At 54.6% G+C, this 11,524-nt stretch carries 14 protein-coding genes; 7 read left to right on the top strand and 7 right to left on the bottom strand.

Annotated features, from left to right (window positions below; all coding sequences use genetic code 11):
- Positions 1-8 precede the first annotated feature (8 nt).
- From WC903_07160 to WC903_07180, 5 genes are read right to left on the bottom strand one after another with little or no spacing between them, the layout of a single operon-like run.
- A complete protein-coding gene (locus WC903_07160; protein ID MFA5893716.1) occupies positions 9-632 on the bottom strand; it encodes a nitroreductase family protein in 624 nt (207 codons plus the stop codon).
- Positions 629-910 carry a pyrimidine/purine nucleoside phosphorylase gene (locus tag WC903_07165; GenBank protein ID MFA5893717.1) on the bottom strand — a complete coding sequence of 94 codons (282 nt, stop codon included), beginning with the start codon at positions 908-910 and terminating at the stop codon, positions 629-631. The genes WC903_07160 and WC903_07165 overlap by 4 nt, the downstream gene beginning before the upstream one ends.
- A 10-nt stretch (positions 911-920) precedes the next feature.
- Positions 921-1,280, bottom strand: a complete 360-nt coding sequence (locus WC903_07170) for a sulfite exporter TauE/SafE family protein (protein MFA5893718.1) — start codon at positions 1,278-1,280, stop codon at positions 921-923.
- Position 1,281: 1 nt separating this feature from the next.
- Positions 1,282-1,719: a GatB/YqeY domain-containing protein gene (locus tag WC903_07175; protein ID MFA5893719.1), complete on the bottom strand. Its 438-nt coding sequence runs from the start codon at positions 1,717-1,719 to the stop codon at positions 1,282-1,284.
- Positions 1,712-1,891 (bottom strand): tautomerase family protein, encoded by a 180-nt coding sequence (locus WC903_07180; GenBank protein ID MFA5893720.1) that lies wholly within the window; start codon positions 1,889-1,891, stop codon positions 1,712-1,714. The genes WC903_07175 and WC903_07180 overlap by 8 nt, the downstream gene beginning before the upstream one ends.
- Positions 1,892-2,016: 125 nt before the next feature.
- Between WC903_07180 and WC903_07185 the strand changes: the two genes are divergently transcribed.
- Positions 2,017-3,018 (top strand): serine hydrolase, encoded by a 1,002-nt coding sequence (locus WC903_07185; protein ID MFA5893721.1) that lies wholly within the window; start codon positions 2,017-2,019, stop codon positions 3,016-3,018.
- A gap of 32 nt (positions 3,019-3,050) precedes the next feature.
- Positions 3,051-3,719, top strand: coding sequence for a hypothetical protein (locus WC903_07190; GenBank protein MFA5893722.1), 669 nt, complete (start codon positions 3,051-3,053; stop codon positions 3,717-3,719).
- 3 nt (positions 3,720-3,722) lie between these two features.
- On the opposite strand, the gene WC903_07195 is transcribed toward WC903_07190, so the two are convergent.
- On the bottom strand, positions 3,723-4,802 hold the full coding sequence (locus WC903_07195; GenBank protein ID MFA5893723.1) for an isocitrate/isopropylmalate dehydrogenase family protein: 1,080 nt from the start codon (positions 4,800-4,802) through the stop codon (positions 3,723-3,725).
- Positions 4,803-4,883: 81 nt separating this feature from the next.
- On the opposite strand from WC903_07195, the gene WC903_07200 reads away from it, so the two are divergent.
- The 5 genes from WC903_07200 to WC903_07220 all read left to right on the top strand — a co-directional run bounded on the left by WC903_07200 (position 4,884) and on the right by WC903_07220 (position 9,965).
- Positions 4,884-6,464: a hypothetical protein gene (locus WC903_07200; GenBank protein MFA5893724.1), complete on the top strand. Its 1,581-nt coding sequence runs from the start codon at positions 4,884-4,886 to the stop codon at positions 6,462-6,464.
- 130 nt (positions 6,465-6,594) lie between these two features.
- The gene (locus tag WC903_07205; protein MFA5893725.1) at positions 6,595-7,530 is read left to right on the top strand and encodes a D-alanine--D-alanine ligase; all 936 of its coding nucleotides are present in this window, start codon (positions 6,595-6,597) and stop codon (positions 7,528-7,530) included.
- On the top strand, positions 7,514-8,257 hold the full coding sequence (locus WC903_07210; protein ID MFA5893726.1) for an FtsQ-type POTRA domain-containing protein: 744 nt from the start codon (positions 7,514-7,516) through the stop codon (positions 8,255-8,257). Before WC903_07205 ends, WC903_07210 begins: the two co-directional genes overlap by 17 nt.
- A 47-nt stretch (positions 8,258-8,304) precedes the next feature.
- Positions 8,305-9,378 carry a cell division protein FtsZ gene (gene ftsZ / locus WC903_07215; GenBank protein MFA5893727.1) on the top strand — a complete coding sequence of 358 codons (1,074 nt, stop codon included), beginning with the start codon at positions 8,305-8,307 and terminating at the stop codon, positions 9,376-9,378.
- On the top strand, positions 9,378-9,965 hold the full coding sequence (locus WC903_07220; GenBank protein ID MFA5893728.1) for a MarC family protein: 588 nt from the start codon (positions 9,378-9,380) through the stop codon (positions 9,963-9,965). The genes ftsZ and WC903_07220 overlap by 1 nt, the downstream gene beginning before the upstream one ends.
- Here WC903_07220 and WC903_07225 read toward each other — a convergent pair.
- A complete protein-coding gene (locus tag WC903_07225; protein ID MFA5893729.1) occupies positions 9,962-11,524 on the bottom strand; it encodes a glycosyltransferase family 39 protein in 1,563 nt (520 codons plus the stop codon). The genes WC903_07220 and WC903_07225 overlap by 4 nt on opposite strands.

Consider the following 11,524-nt stretch of genomic DNA (forward strand, 5'->3'; position numbering starts at 1 on the left):
CTACCCCCTTAAATACTTCCTCGTTCCACCCATCCAACCGTCTGTGCAAACAGGACCCGTTGATTCGAGTTCAACTTCAACTTTTCAGCCAAAGCCCCCTTCTGACAGTTATGGAACCAGGCCGTTAGACCTTGCGAGGCGGCGTAGGCGGCAAGGTTTCCCGCGATCCAGCCGGTATCAACATAATAATACGACTTTTGGACCTCCTCGTCCTTCAACCCCGGCTCCATATACCCCTTCGAATGGGTCAATTTATCGAGATCGACCACGTAAATGATCCGCGCCGGAGCGTTGGCGCCGAGATTCCCCTGCCCTTTATTGATCGCCAGAGGACGGAGGTCGCCGGAGACGACTGGAGTGAGCTGATGTGGGATCGCTTCATAGAGATAAACCCCGTCTTCCAGCGCGACATAAAGGTCGATCTCCTGCGAGTTGCTCGCCGAGCCGGCCGTTCGCCCGGGAATGCCAAAAGGACCTTTTTTCCGGTTAACGCCATCTGCCGCCCAGGGGAGATTGGATAGGAGCTGGAGGGAAAGCTTTTTGCCGCTGATCTCGCGAACCGTCTTTCTTGCTTTCAGCGCCGCCAGGACGCTTTTTTTACCGAGCTCCTTGGGAGCGGGAAGCTTGATCATAAATACTCGCAAAGATAAGCGGCGTCCGCGATGACTTTCACCTGGAATTTTGAATTGGCCGGGACCTCGAACTTAGAGTCCTCGGAAAAGACCTGCCAATCGTTCTTTCCGGGGAGTTTAACGGTCATCGAACCCGAAATGACGTTCATTCTTTCCTTGCCCTCGGTCCCGAACTCGTAATCGCCGGTCTCCATCACGCCGACCGTCTCCCGGCCATCGAGCGAATTGATCGTCAGCGATTTGACCTGACCGCCAAAATATTCATTTACCTTGACCATGTTTTGCTCCTTAACTAAAAAAGATCATCTGCAACCCGATCACCAGGAGATACGCCCCAAACATCTTTTTAAGGAAGGCATCGGGCAAGGGTTGGGCGAAGTGGGCGCCGATGTAGCCGCCGATCAGGAAACCGAGCGCCATCAACAGCGCGAACTTCCAGTTAATATTTCCCGCCTGGTGGTACTTCAGCACAGCCAAAATACCGACCGGTAACAGTAAAGCAGCCAGCGAGGTTCCCTGGGCCATGTGCTGGGTCATACTATAGAGGAGGACGAGAGCGGGGATCAGGATCGTCGCCCCGCCGACACCGAGGAGGCCGCTTAGCGTCCCGGCCGCCAGGCCGACGGCGATCAGGCCCGCCAATTCCATTTTACTTTAGAAGTTCCCGGACAAACTGGCTGACGATCTTGCCGTCCGCCCCCGGGGCCTTGGCCAGGACCGCCTTCATGACGTTCCCCATCTCTTTGATCGAAACAGCGCCAGTCTCCGTGATCGCTTGTTGCACCAACCCTTTGATCTCGTCCGGGGTTAGCTCTTTGGGGAGATACGACTGGACGATCGCCAGCTCTTTCTCCGCTTGGGCAACTTCGACCGCGCGGCCGACTTTCTTAAACTCCTCGATCGACTCCTTGATATCCTTGCCGTACTTGGTCACGATCTTGATCACGTCCGCTTCCGGCAGATCGCCGCGGGCGTTAACGTAGAGGACCTTGCTCTTCATCATCCGGATAACGGAGAGACGGAGCTCGTCCCTGGCCTTCATCGCGGCGATCAGATCGGCATTAAGCTTGGCAAATAATTCAGCCACCTTGTTTTCCTCCTTGACCCCAATTTTCTTTCGGAATATCTTCCAGCACGACAATGACCACCTCGGGCGGGCATTTAACCGTCTCGCAAACCGTCTTGGTCACGTTCTCGATCAGTTTCTTTTTCAGCTCGGCGTCCCGCCCGGCCCATAAACTTATTTTGACTATCGGCATGAAGAAATTATAGCATATGTTATAATAAAAAAATGATGCACGGGCCGAAACAGCTTTCGCTTGACCCCTATCCCCCGTCCCCTTCCCCCTTAATAAGGGGGAAGGGGAGAGAGGGGTTAGGGGTAATGACTTTGCTCTGCTTAATCCTCCTCGCCTCAACAGCTCGAGCCGACCTGGCCGCTCGCGTCCAGCGGCTGACCGCCCCTTACGGTAATAAGGTCGGTTTTACTTTCCTCGACCTCAAAAGCGGCCGGCAGTTAAGCGTTAACGGCTCCCGGGAATATCCCGCCGCTTCGGTCGCCAAGGTCCCGGTCATGGCTTGCGCCCTTCATCTCTCCGACCTGGGCCAGCTCAACCTTAAAAAGAAGGTCCTCTTTCGGGAGAGCGACAAGCTCGAGGGGGCCGGCGTCCTCCGCTGGATCCCCGCCGGCCAGGAATATACCCTCTGGAACCTGCTCCGGCTAATGATCACTCTCTCCGACAATACGGCGACCCGCCTCGCTGTTTTGTCGGTCGGCACGACCGAGATCAATTCATATGTAAAAGAGCTCGGCCTGCGCCAAACCCGGGTCATCGACCCGACCATGCTGGTCGAACCGCCGGCCACGAATAATAATCTGACCACCCCCGACGAAATGGCGAAAGTCGTCGCCGCGATCTATTGCCGCCGCGGGTTTACCAAAGGGGCGGCCAAACAGATGATCACCTGGATGAATTACCAGCGCTACCGCTGGGGGATCTGGCGCGGCGTCCCCCCCGGGACCTACGTCGCCAATAAAACCGGCCAGCTGGAGGGGATCCTGAACGACGTCGGGATCGTTTACACCAAAAAAGGGGATTATATTCTCTCGATCTTTACCTGGGGTTTCCCGAAAGTTCGCGAAGCGCGAATCTTAATTAATGAGCTCTCCCGCGCGGCTTATGAAGAATATACCGGCGAAAAAGTGCTCGATCCCCGACCGGCGAAACGGGCGGCTATCGTCAGGCGCAACGGACGCCCGGTGAAAAAAACTGCGCTCAAAAGGAGAGCCTTCAAGAAGCGAACGATCAAACGACCCTCAGTGCGCCGCACAGCGGCAAAGCCCCGGGCGCGCCGTCACCATCCGGCCCGCAAACAAATCGGCTGAAACTTTTTTGCCCAGCCTGACGATAATAAGGCATGTCAGGTCAACTTATTCACGTTTCGTCATTATGCCGGGCCCTGCCCGCCCGCAACAGCGAATTCTCCAGGGTCAGGGAGGCTATCAACCGCAACCAGGGTCGGATGATGGCGGTGGTTCACCCCTGGTTTTCCGACCTGCACATTTATGATCAAGAATCCCCGCCCAGCGGGATCATCAGGCGGATCGGGAAAGCCGTCAGCGAATTGTACCGTGAAGAAAATTTGTATGACTCCATCAGGATCGATATCCCGCGACCGGTCTATCTCAATTATTGCGACCGCGTCAGGACGAGATTGGAAACTCTCGATTGGCCGCTTTTGATCTTGATCGGACGGGGCGACGAGGCCGCCACCAGGGCGAGATTGAGCTCGATCAAGCTAAGATCGCGCTTGGCCATCGAGGTGCCGACCAGAAAAAATGATCCCGAACCCGACTGGCCGGACGAGCCGGACTCGGCGACTGCCTGGTCGAGGCTGACCGAAGCTGTCAGCCGGCTCGGCGTCTTCAAGTTGTGGGTCATGGGCGAGCTTGGCTATGTTAATGGAAAACAAAAGCGGGCAGGCTGTGTTTTTGGAGCGATGGAACTGCTTGATCAGCGAGGGATCACTGTCAGAACCGATCCGGAACTGATCTTTCCGGGGACCGACTGGTGTTCCGGAGATTAGGAGCTAGAGGGCAGCGATGATCGCGTCAGCCATCTGTGAAGTCCCGACAGCTGTTGGGTCGTTCCGGTCGGGTTTCAAGTCATAAGTTACGCTCTTCCCCTCGGCGATAACGTTAGCCACCGCGGCATCCAAGCGTTGCGCGGCTTCTTTCTCCCCCAGATAATTAAGCATCAGCACGGCGGACAAGATCATCGCCACCGGATTGACTTTGTTCTGGCCGGTATATTTCGGCGCGGAACCGTGGATCGCTTCAAAGACGGCGATCCCCTCGCCTAAATTTGCCCCCGGGGCGATCCCCAGGCCGCCGATCAGGCCGGCGCAAAGGTCGGACAAGATGTCGCCGTAGAGGTTCGGCAGGCAGAGGACATCGTAGAGCTCCGGTTTTTGGACCAACTGCATACACATATTGTCGATCAGCCGCTCTTCATACTCGATCTTCCCCGCGTACTCCTTGGCCACTTCCTGGGCCGCCTTGAAGAAGAGCCCGTCGGTGAATTTCATGATGTTCGCTTTGGAAATAGCGGTAACTTTTTTGCGGCCGTGCTTGACGGCGTATTCAAACGCAAACTTGGCAATCCGTTTGGACCCGCTAATCGAGATCGGCTTGATGGAAATCCCCGAATCGGGCTTGATCTTCTTTTTGGCGAGCTTTTCGATCTCCGCGATCAAAGTTTTAGTCTCGGGCTTCCCCTCTTCAAATTCAATGCCGGCATAGAGGTCTTCGGTGTTTTCTCTGACGATGACCAGATCGATGTCGGCGTATCTTGAGCGGACCCCTTTATAAGACCTGGTGGGCCGTAAACAGGCGTAAAGATCAAGTTCCTTGCGGATGGCGACATTGACCGAGCGGAAACCGGTCCCGATCGGCGTGGTCAGCGGTCCCTTGAGGGCAACCTTGTTCTTCCGGATCGAAGCTAATGTGGATTCCGGCAGAGGCGTCCCGTATTTACCGATGACATCGGCCCCCGCTTCGGCGATCTCCCAGTCGATCTTGACCCCGGTCGCGTCAACACAGCGCCGCGCCGCGTCCGAAACTTCCGGCCCGATCCCGTCGCCGGGAATTAAAGTTATCTTGTAAACCATGTGAAATTTCCCTGCCTTTTGTCGATAATATTATAACAGATCAGCTAATAAATCAAACCGGAGATAGCCAGAAGGATAAAAATGAATATAGGTAAAATATTTTTAAGACAATTTGCCGCTCCGGCCTCAATTGCTTTGGCGGCGGCAGGCTGTTCCCCATCAACTATTTCCAGGCCTGATTATCAACCGAAGGCACAGATGTCGGGAAGCGGAGTTGTTTTATCCGGCTCGTTGCCTCAAATATTTCGCCAACTAATTGAAAACCAAAAAATCTTATTTACAAATTGTGGGCCCAAAACACTTTTTTCCCCTTCTGGTAAAAATTTTATATATTGTTGGAAATTAGCTCGAGATATTACAATAATTGCGGAAAATAATAGGAGAATAACTTTTCGAACGGGAACAGAAATGCGCTTCCATGGGCCTTTATTGCCATCAAACAATTCGATTTCGCATGATTTTGATAATGCTGAATTAAAGGGGGAATTGGCATTCGACATCTCTTTGCCTATAGCTGGCAATTCCCTGGCCATAAAAACCGGAGAGGCAGTATATTGGTCCGCTAAGAATGGAATTTCCGGAATCATCAGGTTGCCCCTTGAAGATCAAACATTTAATATTAACCAACAAAAAATAATTTTTAAAGGATACACAGAATTTTATTACACTGAACCATTATCTAACTTATCAGGGACATTAGCGCAGAACGCAGATATTTTAATTAATAACCAGAGAGTTCCATTTAAAGGCGGAGAATTTTTTCAAGTTATTCTTTCGGGTTATTTTGGAACATTAGCAGGAGATACGGAACTTGTAATTAACGGCCAGAGAATCTCTTTTAAGGGCGGAAAAAATACTTTTGTGGATTCTTCCGGCTGTGAAGGGACGTTAGCAAAGGACACGGAACTTATAATTAATAATCAGAAAGTTATTTTTAAGGATGGGACCGGCATTGAAATTAGAAAAAGTGGCGTTCCAGTGAAGGGGACCCTTCTTTCCGACGCAAATATTGATGGGAGATGGTACCAGGGGGACAAAGAGATCCGCCTCTATCCCTCCGGCCGTGTCAAAAAAGGAATCCTGGCGCGACCCATTAACGAGGCTGGCTTCGCCTTTGGAGCGGGGCAAACCATCTGCTGCGCAGAGGATGGCAGGTTGGAAATAAACTGGCAGCCGCTTTTCCCAAATTCAAAAATGCTTGTTCCTATGATGTGTGCTATTAATTATTATTCTGGGACAGACTACTCTGTGACAGAATCTACCTTGGTTAAAGGGCTAATGATCCCGGTGGAGGAAATCCTGGGGGATATTCCCGATTGGGAAAAACTTGTTCCAAAGCAACAAGCTAAAGTAAAACTTGCTCTGCCGCGCAACGCAAGACCAATAAAAACCGAAATAAAGCTGACCGATCTCACCCGCACGCTTCAAAGACAAAAAGAATTGTACCTTCCTCCAAATACAGTTCGTATATCTTTTGACCGTAAAGGGAATCCCGCTCATATAGAGGTCGTTGAAGATCTAATAATCGAGGGGCAAATAACAATTTTAAAAGGTGGTCTCGGGTCTGCTCTTCCGTTTGAAGTTATCCCGCCCGTTTTTCGTAGAATCCTATTCTCAAAAATGGATGAAATATTGATCCAAGCAAATCCTTCCTACAAATAATCTTCTAATCTTCGGAATAATTCTTTTTAGATATTTTCATATGCCCTTCGTGTTCTTTGTGTCTTCGTGTCTTTGTGGTAAAATTAGTAAGATTTAACCACCAAGTCACAAAGGCACGAAGTTCACAAAGATGAAAAACCTTAAAAGCAAAAAGATCGCTGTTCTTTGCGGCGGACGTTCGGGAGAGAGAGAAGTCTCCCTCCGCTCGGGCAAGCGGGTTTTTGAATCGCTGAAGAAACAGAAATTCAACGTCACGATGTTCGATCTCTCCGACGACCTCGTCACCCAGTTGAAGAAAAAGAAGATCGACCTCGTCTATATCGCCCTCCATGGCAAATACGGCGAGGACGGGACGGTCCAGGGCCTGCTCGAGATCGCCAATATCCCCTACACCGGCTCCAAAGTGCTGGCGTCAGCCCTGGCCATGAACAAGCTGGCGGCAAAAAAAATCCTTGAAGCCTCGGGGCTCCCTACCCCGCGCTATTTTGAGATCGACTCGAATTCCGAGGTCCGGCCGCAAGCCGACAAGCTCAAACGGGTCTTCCCCTTTCCGCTCGTCGTCAAACCGGTCTCCGAGGGATCAAGTCTTGGCGTCTCGCTGGTCAAAAAAGAGGACGACCTGGAGCGGGTCCTCGCCAAGACCGTCCATGATTATCATCACGTTTTTGTCGAGGAATTCATCAAGGGACGCGAGATCACGGTCGGCGTGATCGGCCGGGAGGACGACCTGCAGGCCCTGCCGGTCCTCGAGCTCGTTCCGCGCCATGACTTCTACGACTTTGAGGCCAAATACACTTCGGGATTGACCGAATTTATTCTCCCGGCCCGGCTGCCTAAACCGCTTTATAAGCGGGTCCAGGAGATCGCCCTCGCCGCCCACCGCGCCCTCGGTTGTTACGGCGTTTCGCGGGTCGACATGATCGTTTCCCGCGACCATATTCCCTACGTCACCGAGCTCAATTCTATCCCGGGGATGACCGAGCAGTCCGACCTGCCGGCCGAAGCCAAAGCGGCCGGCCTCTCCTTCGACGAATTGGTGGTCAAGATACTTGAAAGCGCGTACTAAAAAAAAGCGCTCGTTCCGCTTTAAACTTTTCCTCTTCCTGGCCGGAGCCGTTCTGTTTAGCCTGGCTACATATTATATCCTGGCCCTGCCGATCTGGCGGATCCAGGATGTCGTCGTCAACGGCGCCAATCTCCTCTCCGCCGAGGAGGTCCGCGACCTCTCCGGCGTCCCCGTGGCCGAGAACCTCTTTCTGACCAGCTTCGCCCGGGTCCGCGACAACTTGAAAAAGATCACCGCCATCAAGGAGTTCCATATCTACCGGATCCCGCCGGCCACCGTCCTGATCCGGATCAGTGAACGCCGGCCCTTTGCCGTCCTCCTCCTCAACGGCCGCTCGGCGATCATCGACCGCGAGGGATACATCCTGAACCGTAGCGCCAACCTGACCTTCAACATCCCGAAGATGACGGAACTGCCGGTCTTCTCCGCCCGGGGGACAGCCGAAGGGGAACAGGTCGATCCCCGGGCCGCCGAGCTGGCCGGCCAGGTGATCGGTGAGCTCTCCCCCATGCTTGGCGCCCGCAATCTCCATGCCGAGATCAGCGATTACGAAAAGATCAATTTTCTCCTCGACGACCTCCTCCGCGTCAAGCTCGGCCGCAATGAAGAGATCAAGCGGAAGCTGGCGGTCTTTCGAGCGCTCCTCCCGGCGGTCGAGGGAAACTGGCCGGCGGTAGAGTATATCGACGTCCGCTATCCCGATAATCCCGTCATAAAATATAAGTAAGTCCGGACAGTTGATTTTATCGGAACCTGTGTTAAAATAAAGGGACAATGCACTCAGCAAATAACGGCCAGGGTTTCGCGACGATCAAAGTTTTCGGCGTCGGCGGCGGCGGGACCAACGCGGTCAACCGGATGATCAGCGGCGGCGTCAAGGGCGTTGAATTCTGGGGTTGTAATACCGACCTGCAGGCGCTTAATGTCTCCCTGGCCGACCATAAGCTGCAACTCGGACTGAAGCTGACTCGCGGCTTAGGGGCCGGCTCGAACCCCGAAGTCGGCCAGAAAGCGGCCGAAGAGAGCCGCGACGACATCCGCCTCGCCCTGGAAGGGGCCGATATGGTCTTCCTGACCGCCGGCATGGGAGGAGGCACCGGCACCGGCGCTTCGCCGGTCATCGCCGAGATCGCCAAAGAGCTCGGCTGCCTGACCGTCGGCGTCGTGACCAAGCCGTTCCGTTTTGAGGGACCGGTCCGCATTTCCCAGGCGGAATCGGGGATCGCCCTCCTCAAGGAAAAAGTCGACGCCCTCATTGTCATTCCCAACGACAAGCTTTTGCAAGTAGTCGAGAGAAAAACCTCCATTATCGAGGCCTTTAAGATCGCCGATGACGTCCTCCGCCAGGGGGTCAAAGGGATCTCCGACCTGATCATCGTGCCGGGGCTCATCAACCTGGACTTCGCCGACGTCCGGACCATCATGTTCGAGGCCGGCTCCGCGATGATGGGGATCGGCACCGGCTCCGGCGAGAATCGCGCCACCGAAGCGGCCGAAGCGGCCATCTCCTCCCCGCTCCTGGAAGAGACGATCACCGGCGCCAAAGGGATCATCTTCAACGTCACCGGCGGTTCCGACCTCACCCTCTACGAGGTCAACGAAGCGGCCGAGGTCATCTACAACGCCGGCGACCCCGATGCCAACATCATCTTCGGCGCGACCATTGACGAAAAACTGCAGGGTGACGTGGTCGTCACGGTCATCGCCACCGGCTTTAAACCGACCGCCAATCGCGAGCGGGAAGCGCTCCCCTTCCGCCATGGGGCGCGGGTCGGCCAGGCCGCGAACAGCCCGGCCCCGGCCGCGGGGAAAGATAATACCTTCGACCTGCCGCCGTTCATGCGCTAATGGAAGCTTTTTTCTTCCCGTTCCTTAAATCGGTCGTCGCCCTCTTCATCATCACCGATTCGCCCGGGAACCTCCCCTTTTTCCTCGGCCTGACCGAAGGGGAAACGCTGGCCAACAAGCGCCGGATATTTGCCAACGCCATCCTGACCGGTTTTATTTTACTGATCGTTTTTGTGGCGGTCGGCCTGGGGATACTGGAGCTCTTCAACGTCACCCTCAACGACTTCAAGATCGCCGGCGGGATACTCCTCCTCTGGATCGCTATCGAGATCATGATGCGCGGGCGGATCAACGTGGAACACAAGGAAGATATCGGGGTCGTGCCGCTCGGCTGTCCTCTCCTCGTCGGCCCCGGGGCGATCACCACTGCGCTGGTCCTGTTGAAGTTATACGGTTACGCGGTCGTCTTGAGCTCAATCGTCGCTTGCTTCGCCCTGATCTGGCTGGTCCTCCATTACGCCGACGCGATCTATAAAATATTGGGGAAAAACGGCTCGCTGATCCTGACGAAAATAGCTTCTATCCTCATCGCGGCGATCGCCGTGCAGTTCATCCGCGAAGGCATCCTGGCGATCTTCCGCCCCTAACGGCTGACTTTTTCGTAGATCTTGGCGGTCAAACCGAGACTGCTGAAGGTCCGGAAAGAATTCTCCCGCACTTCACCCGCTTCCAGCTTCGACGAGAGGAACGCCTTCCAGCGCAAGGTAGCGTCATCGATCACTTCGGCCTGGTACGGGCTGCCGGGATCAAGCTCGACCGCCAGAAAATACTGGCCGTTGCGGAAAAGCTCGTCCTCACCCAGGACCGGATCGGTCAGGACCGGAGCGTTCCAATCCCAAAAATGGAAAGCAAGCCCCTCGGGATTAAGGTACTGGAGATTGATCGAAGCGGCGAGCGCGTGCCGTGGCGCCACCCCCAGCTTAAAGAAATGGAGGACCTGGAGCATTTTTTCTCCCGGCCGGGAGGGGGCGTATGATTTAACCAACAACGGCAGTGAGACCAAGGCCGGGACCAGTGCGACCACCGCCAGCAAGCGAGCGTACTTTGGCCAGCGTTCGGCAACATGGAAGACCGCCGCCGCCCCGACCAGGAAAATGAACGGCAGAATAATGTACATGAGTTGCGGCGCCTTCCCCCCGATGGTCAGCGTCAACAGGAGGATGACCGTCCAGATGAAAGTATACAGCTTGTTGACCTGGCGGTAGCCGCGGGCGGCCAGCGGGCAGACCAGCGCGATCAGCAGAAGCAACCCGATCCAGGGCGAGAACGAGACCTGGGTCAGGATGATCTTCGGGTAATAGATCAAGGCCTGGCCCATACCGAGGCTCGGCTCCCCGCCGCCATAACGGAAGAGCGCCTGCAGCAGGAGCATGATCTTACGCGAGAAAGAGGCGGTCAGGAACCAGGTGGCGATAAAGACCAGCAAAACCCCCAAGATGATCAACTTCCGGTACATCCACCAGAGAAAATGGAGCGCCGACTTTTCCCCCTCCCGGCTCAACTTGACCCCCTGAACGAACAGCGGCTCAAGCTTCATAAGGGTCGCGACCACAAAAGCCGGGATCATCAGATAAGCGTAGAGATAGTTGGTATAGATCGAGAGGCCGATCAGGACGCCGAGGATCAAGTATTCGTAAGCGAGCTTCCGCTCTTCGCAAATGGAATAAAAATAAAAGACCGCCAAAAAGATCAGCGCCCCCAACCCTTCGAGCGTGTTCTGGGTCGAGTAAAGGAGCATCAAGGGAGAAGTGAGGGCCAGGCCGACCGCTAAGACGCCGATCTCCCAGCCGCGCTTCTCCGAAAAGCGGAGTGCCGAGAAGTACATTAAAAGGAGCGTCGCCCCAAATATCACCAGGCTAAGAAAACGGGTCGTGACGTAACTGACGCCAAGAGTAAGGTAGACGAGGGCCAAAACCCAGGAGTGTAAGAAAGGCCAGTACATCTGGCGTTGGGTGTCATACCAGAAAGCGCCCAGGTCGGCCGCCTTGATATCTTTGTTGATCCAGAGCGCGTAGAGCGCGTGTTGGGCCTCTTCACGGCTAAAACTATCTCCCCCCAACACCTGGGTCAAGAAGAGACACCCGCCTCCCACCAAGAACAATAAAAGGACCGCGACCAAACCTTTTTGCCAACCGGCTGTTTGCAT

The organism is Candidatus Margulisiibacteriota bacterium (assembly GCA_041658645.1).
In the GTDB taxonomy this organism is placed as follows: domain Bacteria; phylum Margulisbacteria; class WOR-1; order O2-12-FULL-45-9; family XYB2-FULL-48-7; genus JBAZZV01.

Coding starts and splice junctions, on each gene's coding strand:
- WC903_07160 (MFA5893716.1), bottom strand. CDS start 632: ATGATCAAGCTTCCCGCTCCCAAGGAGCTCGGTAAAAAAAGCGTCCTG.
- WC903_07165 (MFA5893717.1), bottom strand. CDS start 910: ATGGTCAAGGTAAATGAATATTTTGGCGGTCAGGTCAAATCGCTGACG.
- WC903_07170 (MFA5893718.1), bottom strand. CDS start 1,280: ATGGAATTGGCGGGCCTGATCGCCGTCGGCCTGGCGGCCGGGACGCTA.
- WC903_07180 (MFA5893720.1), bottom strand. CDS start 1,891: ATGCCGATAGTCAAAATAAGTTTATGGGCCGGGCGGGACGCCGAGCTG.
- WC903_07185 (MFA5893721.1), top strand. CDS start 2,017: ATGACTTTGCTCTGCTTAATCCTCCTCGCCTCAACAGCTCGAGCCGAC.
- WC903_07190 (MFA5893722.1), top strand. CDS start 3,051: ATGTCAGGTCAACTTATTCACGTTTCGTCATTATGCCGGGCCCTGCCC.
- WC903_07195 (MFA5893723.1), bottom strand. CDS start 4,802: ATGGTTTACAAGATAACTTTAATTCCCGGCGACGGGATCGGGCCGGAA.
- WC903_07200 (MFA5893724.1), top strand. CDS start 4,884: ATGAATATAGGTAAAATATTTTTAAGACAATTTGCCGCTCCGGCCTCA.
- WC903_07205 (MFA5893725.1), top strand. CDS start 6,595: ATGAAAAACCTTAAAAGCAAAAAGATCGCTGTTCTTTGCGGCGGACGT.
- ftsZ (MFA5893727.1), top strand. CDS start 8,305: ATGCACTCAGCAAATAACGGCCAGGGTTTCGCGACGATCAAAGTTTTC.
- WC903_07220 (MFA5893728.1), top strand. CDS start 9,378: ATGGAAGCTTTTTTCTTCCCGTTCCTTAAATCGGTCGTCGCCCTCTTC.
- WC903_07225 (MFA5893729.1), bottom strand. CDS start 11,524: ATGCAAACAGCCGGTTGGCAAAAAGGTTTGGTCGCGGTCCTTTTATTG.